This window comes from Oricola indica, assembly GCF_965227485.1.
In the GTDB taxonomy this organism is placed as follows: domain Bacteria; phylum Pseudomonadota; class Alphaproteobacteria; order Rhizobiales; family Rhizobiaceae; genus Oricola; species Oricola indica.
Genome location: NZ_OZ245747.1, coordinates 3,643,434 through 3,661,807, shown reverse-complemented (window position 1 = coordinate 3,661,807; position 18,374 = coordinate 3,643,434). Strand labels below are relative to the sequence as shown.

The following is an 18,374-nucleotide window of genomic DNA, read 5'->3' as shown; positions in this document are numbered from 1 at the left end:
ACGGCGCGAGCGGCTTCAAGCGGTCGTTACGCGGAAGCGGTCCAGAGACTATCGAACTTCGTTGCAATCACGAACGCGCCCGTCTTCGTCATTGACGTTTACGTGCAGGTCAATAAATTGACGGAAAAATGGCTTGTTCGGCGCTTGCGGTGGGAAATCAGGCGGATACATTCGGCGCCGACCCGAGGCAGGACCGCCCAAGAGCGCCGGATGCCTCGGCATGGAGTGGAGACAGAACATGAATGATACCGCTAATCCGATGAACGAACCGCGCGAAAGCATGGAATTCGACGTGGTGATCGTCGGGGCGGGCCCGGCAGGGCTTGCAGCGGCGATACGGCTGAAACAGGCCGACCCGGAAATGACGGTCGTGGTGCTGGAAAAGGGCGCCGAGGTGGGCGCGCATATCCTGTCCGGCGCGGTGGTCGATCCCGTCGGGATCGACAAGTTGATCCCCGACTGGCGCGACGATCCGGATCATCCCTTCAAGACCGAGGTTACCGACGACCAGTTCCTGTTCCTGGGCCCTGCGGGGTCGCTCCGCCTGCCGAATTTCGCAATGCCGCCATTGATGAACAATCACGGCAACTACATCGTCTCGCTCGGCAATGTCTGCCGCTGGCTGGCGGGCAGGGCGGAGGCGCTTGGCGTCGAGATCTATCCGGGCTTCGCCGCCGCCGAGGTGCTCTACAATGAGGACGGCTCGGTCAAGGGCGTCGCGACCGGCGACATGGGCATCGAACGCGACGGAACGCCTGGGCCGATGTATGCGCGCGGAATGGAACTGCACGGCAAGTACACGCTGATCGGCGAGGGCGTGCGCGGCTCGCTGGCCAAGCAACTGATCGCGAAGTTCGAGCTCGATTCCGAAAGCGACTATCCGAAGTTCGGCATCGGCATCAAGGAACTCTGGGAGGTCCGCCCCGAGAAGCACCGCCAGGGACTGGTGCAGCACTCCTTCGGCTGGCCGCTCGACATGAAGACCGGCGGCGGCTCGTTTCTCTATCACCTTGAGGACAATCTGGTCGCAGTCGGCTTCGTGCTGCACCTCAATTACCAGAATCCCTATCTTTATCCCTTCGAGGAATTCCAGCGCTTCAAGACACATCCCGCGATCCGCGACACGTTCGAGGGCGGCAAGCGCATCGCCTATGGCGCCCGCGCGATCACCGAAGGCGGCTTCCAGTCCGTTCCGAAGGTTTCCTTCCCCGGCGGCGCTCTGATCGGCTGTTCGGCGGGCTTCGTGAACGTGCCGCGCATCAAGGGGTCGCACAACGCGGTGCTGTCCGGCATCCTGGCCGCCGACAAGGTGGCGGAGGCTCTCAAGGCCGGCAAGGCCAATGATGACGCGCTCGATGCCTATGAGAACGAATGGCGCGACAGCGAGATCGGCAAGGACCTGAAACGCGTGCGCAACGTCAAGCCGCTCTGGTCGCGGTTCGGCACGGCGCTGGGCGTCGGTATCGGCGGCATCGACATGTGGATCGCGCAGATCACCGGCGGCTGGTCGCCGCTCGGTACGCTGAAACACGGCAAGCCGGATTACGCTGCCACGGCAAAGGCGTCGAAGTTCAAGCCCATCGCCTATCCGAAGCCCGACGGCGTGCTGACCTTCGATCGACTGTCCTCGGTGTTCCTGTCGAACACCAACCATGAGGAGGATCAGCCGGTCCATCTCAAGGTCAAGGACATGGACCTTCAGAAATCCTCCGAATATGCTGAATTCGCGGGACTTTCCGCCCGTTACTGCCCCGCAGGCGTGTATGAATGGATCGATGCCGACGGCAACTCGGTCCCGGCGGACGCCGACCGCAAGCCGGGCGATGCAGTCCGCTTCCAGATCAACGCCCAGAACTGCGTCCACTGCAAGACCTGTGACATCAAGGACCCGAACCAGAACATCAACTGGACGGTGCCGCAGGGCGGCGAGGGGCCGGTCTATCCGAATATGTAAGAGGGCGCTTAGAACGCGATATCGGCGACCACCGGCAGATGGTCGCTTCCAGCAAACGGCAATTTCTCGATGCTGGTAATCGTAAATTCGTCCGAGACCATGATCTGATCGATCGGCAGGCCGATCAGAGGTTTCAGCGCGTTCGGCAGATGCGACGAAAGCCAGGTCGCGCGTGCCCCGGGGGCCGGCGAGGTGTCCGTGAGCCGAGCAATCTGATGGACGCCTTCGCTCCATGTCGTGGCGTTGAAGTCACCAGCCAGAATGAGCGGATGGGGCAGGGCGGCGAGTTGTCCGGCCAGCTTGTCGATCCCCTCTTGCTGGTTGAACGGCCAAGGCCAGAAACCGTGGTAACTCGCGAATGTTATCGGTTCGCCGCCGAGGTCGAGCCGGATCGCCGACAGGGCAAAACTTTCGACGCAGTCGATCTTGTCCCTGGCGGCCGGAATGCGCGAGATCACCGTCGCGCCGCCGATTGCCGAATCGCCACAGCGCAGTTGCACCGGATAGTCGTCCTTCAGCAGGTTGATCAGTGCTTTGGGACTGTCAGTGACCTCCTGCAGGAAAACAACATCAGGGTCTGCGGCGCGGATGACCCGGGCGGCGAGATCGGTCTGCGTATTGTCATACAAGGTATTGAACTGCAGCACCCGCAAACTGCGGGGCGACGCATTGGCGCTCGAGAAGGAGCCCGGCGAAAGACCCGGAAGATAGGGATAGGTGAGAACCAGCGCGGCCACGACGGTCAGTCCGCCGACCATGGCCATTCTCCGCGCGCCGAGAAATGCCGCCAGTATCGCGGCGGCGGTGAGCGCGGCGGCGAGATGGAGCCGGAAATGGGCAAGGGAATCGAATTGCGGAGCCAACCGGTTGAGCAGTGACAATCCCGTCGGAATGGCGAGCAATATCACCGCGGCTGCTGAAAGCCGAACGAAGACTGTCCTGAACACGCGCCCCGTTTCCCTTGCTGTTGCCGACGTGCATTAGCAGGGGAACCATGACCGCAGTGTGGCGCGCGCTATCGCCCGAATTTGTAGGAATATCCGACATTGAGCGTCACTGTGTTGTTGTATCCCGCCATCTGGCAGGTCCCGGATGGGCGGGTGTCGGAACTGGCAGTGCGCCACGTCCACGAGCTTACGGGGCTTGTTCTCGACTCTTCGCGCGGCAATTGGCAGCGCTTCGATACGTCAGGCGGCGGGGGCCACGCGGTTCGGCATGACGCGGAGCGAGGCGCGGGACGCATAGAGGCCTGGAAGACGTGCGAAGCGGCTGCGTATTGCCTCAGCCCTTCACATATTTCCGCCAGTCATGCTCTTCCTCGAAGCCGAGAACCTCGCGGATTTTCCTGTTCGAGAAAAGCGCCTCGTTCTCCCCCATTTCGCGGGTCAGCGGCACGCCGGGAAAGAAGCGTTCGACCAGCTCCGCGGTCGGGATGTTCATCCCGTTGGTGTCGTTGCCGGCGTTGAAAACCTGGAAGCCCAGACCATCGGTCGCAAGGCAGCGATCGACGATCTGGCCGAGATCGCGCGCATCGATATAGCAGAACGCATTGCGCCTCCGCATTTCGGGATTGGCGAAATAGGTCGGGAAGTTCTGCTCATATTCGTGCGGCTCGACCACGTTGCCGATCCTCAGCGCGTAGATGTCGAAGCCGGACCGCAGCGCAAAGGCGCGGGCAGTCTTCTCATTGACGACTTTCGAAAGCCCGTAGCTGTCCATCGGATCGACGTCGTACTCCTCGTCGAGCGGTAGCGATACCGGATCGCGCCGCCCGTCGGCGAAACAGATGCCGTAGGTCGTTTCCGACGAAGCGATCACGATCTTGCGGATGCCGAGCTTCATCGCCGCCTCGATGACATTGTACGTGCCGACCGTGTTGATGCGGAACGTTTCGTTGTCGGGATGGATCAGGATGCGCGGAATGGCGGCGAAATGGACGACCGCGTCGAACGATGGCACGCCGTTGCCGGGTTCCAACTCGTCGAAATTCGCATAGGAACTCATCACGTTGAACATCTGGCCGGAATCGGCGATGTCGGCCGTCAGGTTGTCGACGCCCGGATGGTCGAGCGGCGTCAGGTCTACATTGACCACCCGATGGCCTTTGTCGAGCAGGTAGGGGACGACATGCCGGCCGGCCTTGCCCGATCCGCCGGTGAAAAGGATACGCTTCTTTGCTGACATCAATCTCTCCTTCGCGGTCATCTTCGTAACATTGAACCGTGATCGGACAACCGTCTATTTTTCCTCTTGAAGCTCTAGTCGCTAGAGACACTATCTCTGCGGGACAGAGGAACCAAAGGAGTCTGTTATGGCGCATGGGCACAAGCACGGCCATCACCACCATCACGTCGATCCCGATGCGGGAGACATGCGCGTGGCGCTGGCCGTCGGAGTTAATCTCGCCCTGACGGTCGCGCAGGTTGTGGGCGGCGTCCTCGCCGGCAGCCTGGCTCTGATCGCCGACGCCCTGCACAATTTCTCCGACGCGATCTCGCTGATCATCGCATTCGCGGCCCGCAAGATCGCCCGCCGCCCTTCCGATTCGGCAATGACCTTCGGTTATGGCCGCGTGGAGATCGTCGCTGCGCTGATCAACTACACCACGCTGATCGTGATCGGGGTCTATCTCGTCTACGAGGCGGCGATGCGGTTCCTCGATCCGCAGGATGTCGCGGGTTGGACCGTCGTGATCATTGCGGCCATCGCGCTCGTCGTCGATGTCGTTACGGCGGCACTCACCTTCGCCCTGTCAAAGGAGAGCGTGAACATTCGCGCAGCCTTCCTCCACAATGTCGCCGACGCGCTGGGCTCCGTTGCCGTGATAGTCGCGGGCACGCTGATCCTGCTCTTCGACTGGCGGCTTATCGATCCGCTCGTGACCCTGCTCATCGCCGGATACATCCTCTGGCAGGCATTCGCCGAGATCGGAGGTGTGATCCGCATCCTGATGCTCGGCAGTCCCCCGGATATCCGCACCGATGCTGTCATTGGCCAGATGGAAGCCGTCGAAGGCGTCGCCGGCATCCATCACGCCCATTTCTGGCAGATGAACGAACATGACAACGCGCTCGACGCCCATCTGGTGATTGATCGCGGCGCATGGGATCACGCCGACGACATCAAGCTTCGGGTCAAGGCGATGCTGTCCGAGAAATTCGGCATCGGCCATTCGACGCTGGAGATGGAGTGCAGCCTGCATGCCTGCGACCATCCCGATCGGATTGGCACGGTCACGGCTAAGCGGACGGGCGCCTATTCCGTTCGGCCTGCCAGGCTTTCGATCAGGGAAGGGGTAATGTCCATATGCTCCTTCGCTGCGTCGAGGACGGTCTCGTCCAGCAAAGGCGGCTCGAGATCGACGCCTTTGCTCAACTCGCTGGTGATCGTCTTCATCGCCGCGATCCTTGCGTGTTTCTTGTCGTTAGCCGCAATCAGATGCCACGGGGCGTAATCCGTGGAGGTCCGCTCGAACATCTCGTCGATCGCGGTGGCATAGTCGTCCCAGCGGTTGCGGTTGCGGAAATCCTCGTAGGAGAGCTTCCAGCGCTTCAGAGGGTTCTTTAACCGTTCCTCGAACCGGGCCAGCTGTTCCTCGGGCGATATGTGGAAGAACAGCTTCACCAGCCGCGTGTCGTCGTCGTGGAGCATGCGCTCGAAGTCGTTGATCTCCTTGTAGGCGCTTCTCCAGCGTTTTTCGGGAGTGAGGTTTTCCACGCGCTCGACCAGAACGCGGCCGTACCACGAGCGGTCGAAAATAGTGATCGCGCCGTTGGGCGGCATCCGCTCCATGAAACGCAACAGGAAATGGCGTTCGAGATAGTATTTTCGCGGCGCGCCGATCGGCCAGACCTTGAAGCTGCGCGGATCGAGCGCCGCCGAGATACGGCGGATCGTGCCGCCCTTGCCGGCCGCGTCCCAGCCCTCGAAGAGGATAACCGCCGACTGGCCCGAAAAGAGGTAGGCTTGCTGGATCTGCGTGAGGAGATGCTGAAGCTTGGTCAGCTTGTTCTCATAGGCGGATCGGCCGAGGTGAAGCGAGAGGTCCACATCGGCCAGTCTGGGCGTCCCGTCCCGGGATTTCATGCCGCCGGATTTCTTGCTCATGCCCCATCGCCCTCTCTAAGTCTTATGGAGACTATGCCGATTTGATGCATTGCAACAAGATGGACGGACCGCTGGATGGCGGGCCTGCGGCACAAAGAAGCGCTCACGGCCTTGCGGGAAAGGCGGCGCGAACAAACATAATGGACGATTCCATTACCCGGAGACCGTACATGTCGAAGATTTTACGTAACACGTTTCTTGGCCTTGCCATGACGGTCATCGTCCCGTCCGCTGCCTCCGCCGAGCAGGTCGGAGAGGTCGGTGTCGACTGGCTCGGCAACGATATTGTCATCGAGGCGATCGCCGATCCCGAAGTCGATGGCGTGACATGCCACGTTGCCTATTTCGACCGCGGCCTGATCGACCGGCTGCAGAAGGGCAATTGGTTCGAGGACCCGTCCAATTCCTCCATAGCCTGCCGCCAGACCGGCCCCATCAAGATCGGGGATATCGACCTGGACGAAGACGGGGAAGAGATCTTCAAGAGCTCGCGTTCGCTGATCTGGAAGAAGCTTGTGGTGAAGCGGATTTACGATCGCGATAACAACACGCTGATCTATCTGTCGCATTCCCGCCAGGTACAGGACGGCTCCGCGAAGATGGCCATCTCGACCGTGCCACTCTACGGAGAGGTGGAGCCGATCGCGGAGAAGTAATCTCCTCGCCGGAACTGAAAAGGCCGCCCGCGATGAAGCGGGCGGCCTTTTTCGTTTGTTCTGGCGCGATGTCAGGTTCTGAGGACGCGATAGATCGCCGGGATCACGAGCACCGTCAGCAGCGTTGACGACAGCAGGCCGAAGAGCAGCGACAGCGCCAGCCCCTGGAAGATCGGGTCGGCCAGGATCACCACCGCGCCGATCATCGCCGCGACCGCGGTCAGGAGGATCGGCTTGAAGCGGATTGCGCCGGCTTCCAGCAGGATATCGATCTTCGTCTTGCCCTCGGTGTCGGCATTCCGAATGAAGTCGACGAGCAGGATCGAGTTGCGCACGATGATGCCGGCAAGTGCGATGAAGCCGATCATCGATGTTGCCGAGAACGGCGCGCCCCACAGCCAGTGGCCGCCCATGATGCCCAGGAAGGTCAGCGGGATCGGGGTCAGGATGACCAATGGCAGCTTGAAAGAGCCAAACTGCGCGACGACGAGGATGTAGATGCCGAGAAGGGCAACCATGAAGGCGGCGCCCATGTCGCGGAATGTCACCCAGGTCACTTCCCATTCGCCGTCCCACAACAGCGTCACGACACTTTCGTCATCCGGCTGGCCATGCAGCTTGATCAAAGGCTTGGTGCCTTCGGGCCAGTCGATTTTCTCCAGCTCTTCCGTGACCGAGATCATGCCATAGAGCGGCGCTTCGTAGTCGCCGGCGAGTTCGGCCGTGACCATCTCGGCATCGCGTCCGTTGTGGCGGAACACCGGATAGGACGCTTTTTCCTCTTCGACATCGATCACGTCGCCCAGTTCCACCACGCCGCGAGCGCCGGGGAGAACATTGGCCGGGATCGGTGTGGACATGAACCGCTCATCGAGAACCCGGTCGCCCTTTGCCCGTTCGACACGGATCGGGATCGGATGGCGGCCATCGCCGCGATGCGAATAACCGACGGTCGAACCACCGTTGAGGATCGCGAGCGTGTCGAACACGTCGCTCTCCTGGACCTGGACGAACTCCAGATCGTCGGTGTTGATCGTGGCGCGCAGACGACGTGCCTGGGTGCCGAAGCTGTCATCCACATCGACCACGAACGGCACGGCCTCGAAGGCCTCCCGGATTTTCGCGGCCGCCATGCGACGGGTTTCCGCATCCGGACCATACACCTCGGCGAGGAGCGTCGAGATCACGGGCGGCCCGGGCGGCGGCTCGACGGTCTTCAGGCTGGTGCCTTCCGGTACGTCGAGTTCGCTGATCCGCTCACGGATTTCCAGCGCGATATCGTGGCTTTCCCGGTCTCGCTCGGTTTTCGGCGTCAGGTTGATCTGCAGGTCGCCCAAATTGGGCTGCGCGCGCAGATAGTAGTGACGCACGAGGCCGTTGAAGTTGAACGGGGAGGCGCTTCCCGCGTGGGTCTGCACCGAAACCACTTCCGGCAGTTGCGTGACGGTCCGCGCCACGGCCTGAGCGACGGCATCCGTCGCTTCGACCGACGAGCCTTCCGGCATGTCGATGACAACGGCCAGTTCCGACTTGTTGTCGAACGGCAGCAGCTTGACGGTCACATCCTTGGTGTAGAGCAGGGCGAGCGAGCCGAAGGACAGCGCCGCCGTGATCAGGAGGAATGCGAGGCTGCGTCCCTTGGTTGCCAGGATCGGCCGCGCAAATCGCGTGTAGAGACCGCCGAGCTTGCCGCCGGGCTGATGTCCGGGGCCCTCGTGGTCGTGAACCGGGGCGCCGCCTGCGATCTTCGCCATCAGCCACGGCGTAACGATCACCGCGACGAAGAACGAGAAGATCATCGCCGCCGACGCATTGGCCGGGATGGGGCTCATATACGGCCCCATCAGGCCGGAAACGAACAGCATTGGCAGCAATGCGGCCACGACGGTCAGCGTCGCGACGATGGTCGGGTTGCCGACTTCCGCGACGGCCTCGATGGCGCGCGCGACACGGTGCTTGCCGCCGCTCATTCCCCAGTGCCGGGCGATGTTCTCGATCACGACGATGGCGTCGTCGACCAGGATACCGATGGAGAAGATCAGCGCGAACAGCGAAACGCGGTTGAGCGTGTAACCCATGATCCATGCGGCGAAGAGTGTCAGCAGGATGGTCACGGGAATGACGATCGCGACCACGATGCTTTCCCGCCAACCGATGGTGAACAGCACCAGAGCGATGATCGAAACGGTGGCGAGGCCGAGGTGAAACAGCAGTTCGTTGGCCTTTTCGTTGGCCGTTTCGCCATAGTCGCGGGTGACCTGCACCTCGATGCCATCCGGAATCAGGTGTCCTTCCAGTTCCTCCGCCTTGTGCAGGATCTCCTCAGCGACCACCACGGCATTTGCGCCGGCCCGTTTCGCGACCGCCAGGGTCACGGCGGGCGTGCGTTGCAGTTCGCCTGCCTCGTTGCGCGTCACGTTGGCGACTATCTGGTCCGAGGTGTCGGAAACATACTCCACTGTCGCCACATCGCGCACATAGACGGGACGGGCGTCGCGGGACGTCAGAAGAAGGTTCGCGACCTCGGCCGGCGCAGTGAGCGTTTCGCCGGCGACAAGATCGATCTGCTCGCCATTGTCGCGCAGCTTGCCCGTCGAGAACGTCCGGTTGGCGGACTGCACCTTGCCGGCGAGTTGCTGCAGGGTGACGCCGTAAAGCGCCAGCCGCTCAGGATCGGGCGCGATACGGATCGCTTCCGGTGCCTCGCCGACAAGATAGGTCAGGCCGACATTCTCGATCTTCGCGACCTCGGCACGCAGTTCGCGCGCGACCCGGGTCAGATCGTTTGCGGTGATGTCGAGGCCCGGTTCCGGTGAGAGTGTCAGCGAGACGATCGCGACGTCATCAATGCCGCGCCCGACGATCAGCGGTTCCTCTATGCCGACCGGAATACGGTCCATGTTGGCGCGCAGTTTCTCATGCACGCGCAGAATGGCCGCGTCGGACGATGTGCCGACAAGGAAGCGGGCCGTGACCATCGCGTAGTCGTCGCTGGTCTGGCTGTAGACGTGCTCGACGCCGTTGATGCCCTTGACGATGGTTTCCATCGGCTCGGTGACGAGTTTCACCGCGTCCTCGGCCTTCAGGCCGGGAGCCTGAAGGTGGATATCCACCAGGGGCACGGAGATTTGCGGTTCCTCTTCGCGCGGAAGCGAAATCAGCGCGACGAGACCGACCGCAAGAGCGGCGATGATGAAGAGCGGCGTTAGCGGCGAGACGATGAACGCGCGCGTCAGGTGCCCGGCAATGCCGAGCCGTCCGTCGAATTGTCCATCACTCATCGTTGGTCACCACGTCTTCGCCGCCTTCGAGACCGGTGACGATCTCGACCATGTCCTTGCCATCCACCATGTGATGGATGCCGGTTATTACGGTGCGCCTGACGGGTTCACCGCCCTCCGTGATCGTCACGAAATCGAGCCCCGAGACGGTTTCGACCGCGTCTTGCGGCACCAGCAGGGCAGGGCGCGTGTCGACCGGGAGACGCACCAGCACGCGTGCATCGACGAACGCATCGTCGAGGCCTTCGACTTCGACATCGGCGATCACGCGGCCATTCTCGATCTGTGGGTAGACGCGCGCCAGCTTGCCTTCGACCGTCTCGTCGGTCTCGATCTGGATCGTGTCGCCTTCGCGGAAGGTTCCGGCATGGCGCTCCGGCACGGCCAAACGCAGGAAGAAACCTCCGCCGCCAATGGTGGCAATCGATTCGCCGGGCGCCACGACCGCTCCGGCTGCGACAGGCACGTCCAGCGCCCGGCCGGACAAGGGTGCGAGCACGGTACCTTCGGAAACCTGCTGCTCGAGCACCCGCCGTTCGGCGCGCGTCGCCTCGATCTGGTTGGTCAGCACCTCGACCTGGGTGCGCAGACCGTCGAGCCGCTGCACGGTGGTAACGCCGCGCTGAAGCAGTTCCTCGCCCCGGGAGAGTTCGGACTGTGCGTTGACGAGCTGCGAATTAAGGGCCTGAAGCTGCGCGTCGATCGCATTCATCTGGAAGTCGAGCTTCTCGTCGACGATCCGCGCTAGTTTCTGCCCCGATTCGACGAGATCGCCTTCGGTCACCGAGAGTTCGACAAGCGTGCCGCCGAGCCTTGCGCGGGCGGGGATGCGGTCTCGCGCCTCGATGCGGGCATAGACGGCCTTCCATTCGGTCACGTCGGTTGGTTCGAGCGTGAAGGTTTCGGCTCCCGCGACGGGCGGAAGCATCAAAGCCAGCGCCATTGCGGATGTGATGGCGGCAAGTGTCGCGCGCATGTTCAAGTCCTGCTTTCTGGTTTCACGCCCTGACGGGTATGAAAACATTCCTGATTTAGTATATTTGCGAACTTCAATATATGTTGCTGCTTCGCATTTCAAGTGGGGGCCAAAAGAACGCGCGAACGGAACGCGGTCCATGACCGCGATCAAGGAAACGGCATCAAAGCCACATGCTTTGTGGACGAAATCGGCGTGCGGCCAGAAAAAAACGCGGTCAAACCCCAAAAAAGCCTCGATATTCCCGAATCTTGTTGCGGCAAATGAAAAGAGCTAGTGTCCCCGCGATTGGAGTCGCGGTTTCGGAATGATTCTGGACGCGGTTCCCTATTGTTATGCGAGCCCGGCCGTTTCTTGATCGTTTGGTCCAGATGGCGTAATCATCGGTACGGGCGGGCTTGCCTTGTATTTTAACGGGTGTACGCGGTTCGGGTAATTCCGGGGTTTCCGTTGTATGTCTGACATGAAACGGAGAATCGGATTTCCGTGTCGGATTTTGCCAATTACATTCGCGTCGCTATTCAGGGGCTTTCTGAAAATACCCCGCTGTCGCGGGCATCGGCCTATGAGAAAGTGCGCAAGACGATAAGGCGCCAACTCGACGCCCGTTCGGCAGGCGAAGCCGAAATTTGCGACACGATGGAGGAGCTGGAAAACGCCATTCTGGACCTTGAGGCGGAGCAACTCATGGTCCCGGCGAAACCAGCGTCGCCTGCGCCCGCTGCACAGTCGGAACCACCTGCGCGACCCGAGCCTTCCGCTGTAAAACCGGCCTATACGCCGGAAAGCAACGTCACGCCGATTATCCGAAAGAATCCGGAGCCTGCCGGCAGGGAGCCTGTTGTCGCCGCCAGCGCGAATGAGCCGACGCCGGCCGATACGGCCCCGTCTGCGCCGCATCCCGAAGTCGCGAAGACACCGTCAGCGCCCGAGGCGCCGGTCGGGAACACAACCAACGAAAAGCCGCAATACACGCCGCAGCGCACGACCGCGATCGGCGGCTCCGCCAGCCAGGCTCTCAAGGTGGAAGCCGGCGAAAGTGATCCGCTTGCGGAATTCCAGTCCGCATTGACGGCCGAATTGGCGCTTCCGATCACGCCTGAGGAAGAGCAGCAAACAAAATCGGCTGCGACGCCGGATCCGGAACCCGTTGAAGAACCGAAGGAGGAGCAGGCGACTGCGGCTCCGCAACCTGAACCGGCGCCGGAGCCCGCCGGCGTATTGGAAGCGAAGTCGGAGAAGCCGGAATTCGACGTCAAACTCATGCTGCTCAAGGCTGTCAGCAATGAGGACATGCGCGACTCGGCGACGCGCGAGATCATCTATCGCAGAGCACGCAACGCGTTGGTCCGCTATCTCAAGGCTTTGTCGCCCCAACCGGACTTTGATACCGTTCACGGGCATATCGAAAGGCTCAACCAGGCGATTCGCGAGGTCGAGTCGGAACAGTCGTCCAAGGCCGTCGATACCGACGCCGCGACTGACGGCGCCGATAAGGGCGGCTTCATCAGTGAACTCGAAGATATCTGGTCCGCGGATGACGAGCAGCCACAGGTGCGCAAGGTCGAGAAACCGGTGCGCCCCGCCGCGCCGCCAATGCCCGAGAAATTCGATCTGGAACGCACGATCGCCGACGAGGTCGAGGAAGCCGTTCAGGAACTCACTGTTCCCGAAGACGACATAGAACTGGATTTCGATTTTCCCGAGGAAGACCTCGTTGCGCCGCGCTCGATAGACGATGAAGTCGAGGAGGCCGTACAGGATCTGATCGCTGCGGACACCTCCCGGCACCAGATTCGCAGCAAGCCGGCGAAGAAACCGCAGCGCCCCGCACGTCGTGAACGCGTCGAGTATGACGACGATGATACGGATGAGAACTACGCCGATCACGGCCGCGCGAACCCCGCGCCCGCGGAGGTCGATCGTTGGGCGACGGATGATTCCTTCGAATTGCCGGAAGATGCCTTCGATCAGGAATTCGCGATGGACGAACCGGCCGGCCCGGTAGCTGCCCGGCAGGTCCGTGCGAAAGACGACAGGCCCCGACGACGTGGCGGGTCGGGCCGGATGTTTGCCGTATTGCTGGTCTTGCTGATCGTGGGAGTGATCGCGACCGCCTTTGCGCTTCCCGACATGACGTCGCGCTATGCGGCAAAGGCCAAGTCCACTGCCGGATGGGTGGTCGAGTTTGTCGCCGGGCTTGCCGGTGAATCCTCCGATTCATTGCGCAGCGCAACGACGGATGCCGGCGAAGGCGATGCGGTGGGAGAACCGGCGCCCGCCGACGAACCCGCCGGGACGCAAGTCGCTGAAACTGAAACAGTTTCTGAAACGGACACGGCGGAAGCCGCTGAGGCCGCGCAGGAAGAAACCGCGGAACAACCTGCCGCCGAGCCGGCGGTGGCCGCCATCGATGGCGAGAAGGCGTTCCTGTTCGCCACCTCGGGTGGGCAGCAACCGGTTGCCACCGGCAATGTCGTCTGGTCGTTGATCCAGTCAGCGCCGAGTCCCGGTGCCGCGGCGGAGCCTGCCATTCGCGGCGAGATCACGATACCGGGCGAGGGCCTGCGCGCGACGCTGACCTTGCGGCGCAATCTCGATGAAACGCTACCAGCTTCGCACCTGTTTGAACTGGTCTTCGCGCCGGCTGACAGTGTTTCCAGCAGCGAGATTTCTTCTGTCGAAGGCATTACCTTCGTACAGAGCGGGCAGGACCGGAGCCAGCCTCTGGTGGGTTCCATCGTCAAGATCGCCGACAATATCTTCCTGTTCGCTCTCGCGGATGTTCCCGCGGCGCGCGAATTGCACGCCAGCTTGATGAGCAATCCCGATCTGATCGAGATTCCGTTTGTCTATTTCAGCGGACGGCGTTCGACACTGCGTCTCGTGACCGGCGCGACGGGCGGCGAGGTGTTCCGTTCGGCCACTGAAGCCTGGGGCGAAGAAGCCGCGGTTCAAGCCGCTGCGCCGGAACCTGCGCCCGCACCGGCAGAGCAGCCGGCTGCAGAACCCGAACTCGCCATTGCGCCTTCCGAAGCGCCCGCGGATACGTCAGCTGAAGAGGTGCCTGAAACTGCAGCCGTCGCTGACGCGGAGCCCGGACGCCCGATTATCCCGGACAATGTGCCGATTCCGCCGGACCGGCCCATCTAGGCTCCTGCCGGCTCGCGGGTTCGTCTAGCGCAGGATTCCGGTGTCCAGCCACCGAACCATTACGCTCATGCAAGCGTCCCGCTTGAGGCGACCCGTATCGTCTCTCAGTTTCGGCCACGAGACCGAACGCGGGTCGCCGAAATGGCCGAGCAGGAATCGGCTGATCGTTCTCTTCACATCGGGCGAGGGGTCTCTGGCGACGAAAGGCGACAGCAGGATCTCGTAGTAGGCGCATTCGAGGTCCGGACGCCTGCGTTCGCCCAGTTCGATCCATCCCAGAATGGTCTTGAGCGGCTGCGCGTCGAGATCGACATGCGCGAGCGTCCGTTCGATCAGGGCGCACTTGATGGCCAGTCCGTACAATGAATCCTGCACGTCGTCCTTGAGGCCCGAACGGGCAAGCGAACGAACGGGGTTCCTCAGATCGACACTGTCGATGATTGTGTCCAGACCATAATCGCCGTCGAAGAATTTCGTTTTCTCCACGAACTCCCGCGAACTGATCCGCAGCGACGCCTGGTTCTTGCGCAGGTGCTGGTAGATCCGATCGGTCTCGGGGCTGCCCCGTTCGAAAATATGGAAGAAGGCGTTGAAGAGGACGTTGACGGGTGTCTTGCCCGGCCGCGTCATCGCTTCGGTGACAAGCCGGTGACGCGCAATGGTACTCGACGTGAAGGCGTCCTCGTCACGCATGTGAAACAGGGAAAGCCGGATGTCGCTCAGCGGAATTTCCGCGCCCAGTCCTTCCTTGAGTTTCCGCGCCGTCTCGCGCAGGCGCCGCCTGCGGCCCTGCTCGGGAATGCGGGCTGCCGCACGCTTGCGCGCCCATCTCTTGGCCACATCCTTCACACGACCGGGAATGGGAGCCGCTGTTTGCCCTCCCGGCACTGTCTGGCCGAGATGTTTATCCAGCCGCTCTCTCAGTCCGGTGAAGCTGGCCATGGTCAGCGATAGGCCCCGGTTTCACCCGCGCCCGAACGCGTTTCGTTGAGCTCTTCCACGAGTTCGCCGAGATGTGTCACGGCCGTAGCCAGGGAACTGTCCATTTCAGCCACCTGGTCGCGCATCAGCCGTGTCTGCGTATCGATCTGCGAAGCCATTTCCGCAAAGACGTCGCCGAGTTTCCGGTCGACATCGTCGAACCGCTCGACATGGCGCTGCCAGAGCTCGGCCTGCATGCCGATGGATTCCTTGAAGTTCCGCTGCGACGTGCCAACCGTTTCGACGGTCTCTTTCGAGAGCTTCTGGAAATCGTCGAGCGACTGCTGGACCTCGAGCAGGTTGTTCGAGAACCGGTCTGCGGACTGCTTGATACTGCCCGTCGCGTCCCGCAGCGAGCCGGCCAGTTCCGTCAATTCTACGCCGACGCGCCCGTTTTCAGCCGAGACCCGCTCCATGATTTCCGCAAGCGCCCGCCCGGTCTGGTCGATCTGCGGCAGCACCGATGCCAGCGCCTCGACGCGCGATGCGAAGAAATCGTCGGATTCGCGCAGTCGCGAAACCACATCCGCGGTGTTTTTCTGGATTTCGGCCGCGATCGTGCTCGTCGTCTTCGCGATGACGTCGCGGGTGCTGTCCTGCATTTCACCCATGAAGCGCGTATGGGTTTCGGCAATCCGGTCGCTGGCCTTCTGAAGCGTCGCGAACAGCCCCGTCAGCGCCTGTGCGCGTTCCTCGAAGGCGGCGTTGGATTCATTGAGCTTGTCGACAAAGCCGAGCGTGTTCTCGTTGACATGACGTGCAAGCGTATCGGCAGTGGCCTCGGTCAGTTCGCGTGCGCCCTCATGCATGCGCTCCATGAAGCCCGTATGCGTCGCCGCGATCCTGTCGCTGGCCGTTTGAAGCGTCGCGAAAAGCCCGGTGAGCGCCTGGGCCCGTTCCTCGAACACGGTATTGGATTCGTTGAGCTTCGCAAGGAAGGCTTCCGTGTTCTCGTTGATGTGGCGCGACACTGATTGGGCCGTTGCGGCCGTCATGTCACGCGTTGATTGCTGCATCTGCGCCATGAAGCGGGTGTGCGTTTCCGCGATCCGTTCGTTGGCCTGCTCCAGCGTCGAATACAGTCCGGATAGCCGTTCGGCGCGCGCCTCGAACGCGTCATTGGACTCGTTCAGTCTCTGGACGAATGTATCCGTGTTTTCATTGACGCGCGCGGCGATGGCGTCGGCGGTAACCGCGGTGATCTCGCTTGCGCTGGTCTTGAAGTCGGCAATCGTTCGGGCATGGGTTTGCGCGATCTGGTCGCTGGTGCGCTCGATAGCGGCGAACAGGCTGGATAGCCGCTCGGCGCGCGCCTCGAACGCGTCATTGGACTCGTTCAGTCTCTGGACGAATGTATCCGTGTTTTCATTGACGCGCGCGGCGATGGCGTCGGCGGTAACCGCGGTGATCTCGCTTGCGCTGGTCTTGAAGTCGGCAAGCGTCTGGGCATGGGTTTGCGCGATCTGGTCGCTGGTCCGCTCGATGGCAGCGAACAGGCCGGACAGCGATTCCGTGCGGGCTTCGAACGCGTCGTTCGCCTCGTAGAGTTTGTCGATAAACCCGGTCGTGTTCTCGTTGACCCGCTCGATGATCGTGTCGGCCGCTGTCGTTGTCATCTCGCGCGCACCCATCTTGAGGTCCGCAAGGATCTGGGCGTGCGTTTCGGCGATGCGGTCGCTGGATTGTTCGAGTGCCCGTGCAACACCGGAAAGCCGGTCGGGCAACAGCGTCATGTCCTCGCCGACGGCGCGCAGCGTCTGCGTCGTCTGCAGCAGCGAATTCGCGATGGTTTCGTCAACGGCTTTCGCGACTTCACCCACGGCATCGGAGATCATCCCCGTCACGGCCTCGACGGCCTGCTTGGTGCGTGCCTGCGTTTCTTCCGCGACCGTGCCCTGGACCTCGATCATCTGGCTCGACGCCGTTTCGAATGTACGGGCGGCCTCTTCGATACGGTCCGGGAGACGTCCGAGGCGTTCCGAAACCGCGGCCGACACCTCGTGGGTCTCCGCCAACACGCCGCGGATGGTTTCCTCGACATTGCCGGCAACCGCGCTCGCAGCCGAAGCGACGCTCTGGTTCGCGGTCGCCTGGAGATCAGCGGCGAAGCGCTGCTGCTCCGACGAGATGTTCGCGCCGGCGGTTTCGAGTGAGCGCGATGCCTGCTCCATTCGCTCGGGAATGGCCGACAGATGCTCTGCGACCGCTTCCATGCGCTTGACCACGATATCGGCGCTGGTTTCGACGGACTCGTCGAAAGCCTTGGCGACCGCCTCCTTGGCGCCTTTTTGCGCCGCCGAGACGAGATCGTCGTAGCGCTTGGTCAGTGTCTCCATGCGCGAGACGACGTCCATATAGCCTTCGACGATGGCGTCGCGTGTGGTTCCGCCGATCGACGTCGCAAGCTTTTCGCCCAACCTTTGCAGGCTCTTGGTTTGAAAGTGCATCGCATCTTGCCGTCTCGTGCCGGCGGATTCGGCATTCTCGAAATAGATGCGGTCGAGCAGGGCGTCGCAAAAATGCTGGACAGCGCTCGCCTTGGCGTTGCGAGACCATGACACGGCCAGTCGGAGCGCCAAAAACAGCGCGATCACGATGGCGATAAAGAAGAGCTTCGCCCCTGCGCTGCCGATTGCCGCGCGCATCATTTCGCCGGAAACGGCGGCATCCGCACCGGCCGGTGCGAAGGCTGCCGCGATGCCGCCAAGCGCGCCTGCCAGCCCCACGCCGGCGATCAGCGCGAAGACTGCCAAAAAGGCCGCGGGTACCATGTTGACGGAAGTGTTCTCGAGCCTGAGGCTTTCCAGCGTGAAATAGCGGGCAGGGGATGTAGACCGCGAGACCAGGGTCTTTTCCTTCTCGATGCCGTCATCGGCTTCGAGAGGCACGATCGTCGACGAGAAGCGCTGCCACGCCCTTCCGATCGTATCGTTTGTCTTCAGCTTCTCATGAACTGTTTCGAACTGGGCGGAAAAAGCTTCCCTGGGAGGCAATTCCTCCTGGGAGGCGGACAGAATGACGGATGCGGCCTTTTCGAGGTCATCGACATCACGCGCGGCCCGTCTGACGATCCACCCGGCAAGCCCGAGGCCAGCCACGATGGCGAGAATTACGATCACGATGTCAAAGCCGGAACTCATCGTCCAATTCAGCATGAAGCCACCCCAGCCCTGTTCATCAAATACCTCCCTGCAGAGGGCCTCGAACAGAATCGCCCGACTTGCCCACCGTATTACCGCCCTTTGAAAATATGGCGCGTATAGCCC

Annotated in this window: 11 protein-coding genes and 1 pseudogene; 5 read left to right on the top strand and 7 right to left on the bottom strand. The window is 61.9% G+C overall.

Annotation, left to right across the window (positions count from 1 at the left end; all coding sequences use genetic code 11):
• Positions 1-259: 259 nt before the first annotated feature.
• Positions 260-1,954: an electron transfer flavoprotein-ubiquinone oxidoreductase gene (locus ACQK2M_RS18310; protein WP_223477286.1), complete on the top strand. Its 1,695-nt coding sequence runs from the start codon at positions 260-262 to the stop codon at positions 1,952-1,954.
• 8 nt (positions 1,955-1,962) lie between these two features.
• Here the strand turns inward: ACQK2M_RS18310 and ACQK2M_RS18305 are convergent, their stop codons facing one another.
• Positions 1,963-2,718 (bottom strand): endonuclease/exonuclease/phosphatase family protein, encoded by a 756-nt coding sequence (locus ACQK2M_RS18305; protein WP_425418964.1) that lies wholly within the window; start codon positions 2,716-2,718, stop codon positions 1,963-1,965.
• Between the two features lie 517 nt (positions 2,719-3,235).
• Complete coding sequence (locus ACQK2M_RS18300; RefSeq protein WP_425418963.1) at positions 3,236-4,138, bottom strand: NAD-dependent epimerase/dehydratase family protein; 903 nt, start codon at positions 4,136-4,138, stop codon at positions 3,236-3,238.
• Between the two features lie 127 nt (positions 4,139-4,265).
• Here ACQK2M_RS18300 and ACQK2M_RS18295 point away from each other — a divergent pair.
• Positions 4,266-5,132, top strand: a pseudogene (locus ACQK2M_RS18295) (cation diffusion facilitator family transporter); the annotation flags it as partial.
• 77 nt (positions 5,133-5,209) lie between these two features.
• Here ACQK2M_RS18295 and ACQK2M_RS18290 read toward each other — a convergent pair.
• A complete protein-coding gene (locus ACQK2M_RS18290; RefSeq protein WP_425418962.1) occupies positions 5,210-6,061 on the bottom strand; it encodes a polyphosphate kinase 2 family protein in 852 nt (283 codons plus the stop codon).
• 209 nt (positions 6,062-6,270) lie between these two features.
• On the opposite strand from ACQK2M_RS18290, the gene ACQK2M_RS18285 reads away from it, so the two are divergent.
• A complete protein-coding gene (locus ACQK2M_RS18285) occupies positions 6,271-6,717 on the top strand; it encodes a CreA family protein (protein WP_425420086.1) in 447 nt (148 codons plus the stop codon).
• A 71-nt stretch (positions 6,718-6,788) separates the two neighbouring features.
• On the opposite strand, the gene ACQK2M_RS18280 is transcribed toward ACQK2M_RS18285, so the two are convergent.
• On the bottom strand, positions 6,789-9,998 hold the full coding sequence (locus ACQK2M_RS18280; protein WP_425418961.1) for an efflux RND transporter permease subunit: 3,210 nt from the start codon (positions 9,996-9,998) through the stop codon (positions 6,789-6,791).
• Entirely contained in the window at positions 9,991-10,974 is a 984-nt protein-coding gene (locus ACQK2M_RS18275) for an efflux RND transporter periplasmic adaptor subunit (protein WP_425418960.1), read from the bottom strand. The genes ACQK2M_RS18280 and ACQK2M_RS18275 overlap by 8 nt, the downstream gene beginning before the upstream one ends.
• A 139-nt stretch (positions 10,975-11,113) precedes the next feature.
• Here ACQK2M_RS18275 and ACQK2M_RS18270 point away from each other — a divergent pair, with 139 nt between their 5' ends.
• Positions 11,114-11,251, top strand: a complete 138-nt coding sequence (locus ACQK2M_RS18270; protein WP_425418959.1) for a hypothetical protein — start codon at positions 11,114-11,116, stop codon at positions 11,249-11,251.
• 209 nt (positions 11,252-11,460) lie between these two features.
• Positions 11,461-14,127, top strand: coding sequence for a hypothetical protein (locus ACQK2M_RS18265; protein WP_425418958.1), 2,667 nt, complete (start codon positions 11,461-11,463; stop codon positions 14,125-14,127).
• Positions 14,128-14,151: 24 nt separating this feature from the next.
• On the opposite strand, the gene ACQK2M_RS18260 is transcribed toward ACQK2M_RS18265, so the two are convergent.
• Together ACQK2M_RS18260 and ACQK2M_RS18255 are read right to left on the bottom strand one after the other, a co-directional pair.
• Positions 14,152-15,069, bottom strand: coding sequence for an EH signature domain-containing protein (locus tag ACQK2M_RS18260; protein WP_425418957.1), 918 nt, complete (start codon positions 15,067-15,069; stop codon positions 14,152-14,154).
• A 2-nt stretch (positions 15,070-15,071) separates the two neighbouring features.
• The gene (locus ACQK2M_RS18255) at positions 15,072-18,263 is read right to left on the bottom strand and encodes a hypothetical protein (protein ID WP_425418956.1); all 3,192 of its coding nucleotides are present in this window, start codon (positions 18,261-18,263) and stop codon (positions 15,072-15,074) included.
• Positions 18,264-18,374 lie beyond the last annotated feature (111 nt).

Excerpts from the sequence above, each read along its gene's own strand:
- ACQK2M_RS18290 (WP_425418962.1), bottom strand. The coding sequence starts at position 6,061 with ATGAGCAAGAAATCCGGCGGCATGAAATCCCGGGACGGGACGCCCAGA.
- ACQK2M_RS18300 (WP_425418963.1), bottom strand. The coding sequence starts at position 4,138 with ATGTCAGCAAAGAAGCGTATCCTTTTCACCGGCGGATCGGGCAAGGCC.
- ACQK2M_RS18305 (WP_425418964.1), bottom strand. The coding sequence starts at position 2,718 with ATGGCCATGGTCGGCGGACTGACCGTCGTGGCCGCGCTGGTTCTCACC.
- ACQK2M_RS18260 (WP_425418957.1), bottom strand. The coding sequence starts at position 15,069 with ATGGCCAGCTTCACCGGACTGAGAGAGCGGCTGGATAAACATCTCGGC.
- ACQK2M_RS18270 (WP_425418959.1), top strand. The coding sequence starts at position 11,114 with ATGACCGCGATCAAGGAAACGGCATCAAAGCCACATGCTTTGTGGACG.
- ACQK2M_RS18280 (WP_425418961.1), bottom strand. The coding sequence starts at position 9,998 with ATGAGTGATGGACAATTCGACGGACGGCTCGGCATTGCCGGGCACCTG.
- ACQK2M_RS18310 (WP_223477286.1), top strand. The coding sequence starts at position 260 with ATGAACGAACCGCGCGAAAGCATGGAATTCGACGTGGTGATCGTCGGG.
- ACQK2M_RS18275 (WP_425418960.1), bottom strand. The coding sequence starts at position 10,974 with ATGCGCGCGACACTTGCCGCCATCACATCCGCAATGGCGCTGGCTTTG.
- ACQK2M_RS18285 (WP_425420086.1), top strand. The coding sequence starts at position 6,271 with ATGACGGTCATCGTCCCGTCCGCTGCCTCCGCCGAGCAGGTCGGAGAG.
- ACQK2M_RS18255 (WP_425418956.1), bottom strand. The coding sequence starts at position 18,263 with ATGCTGAATTGGACGATGAGTTCCGGCTTTGACATCGTGATCGTAATT.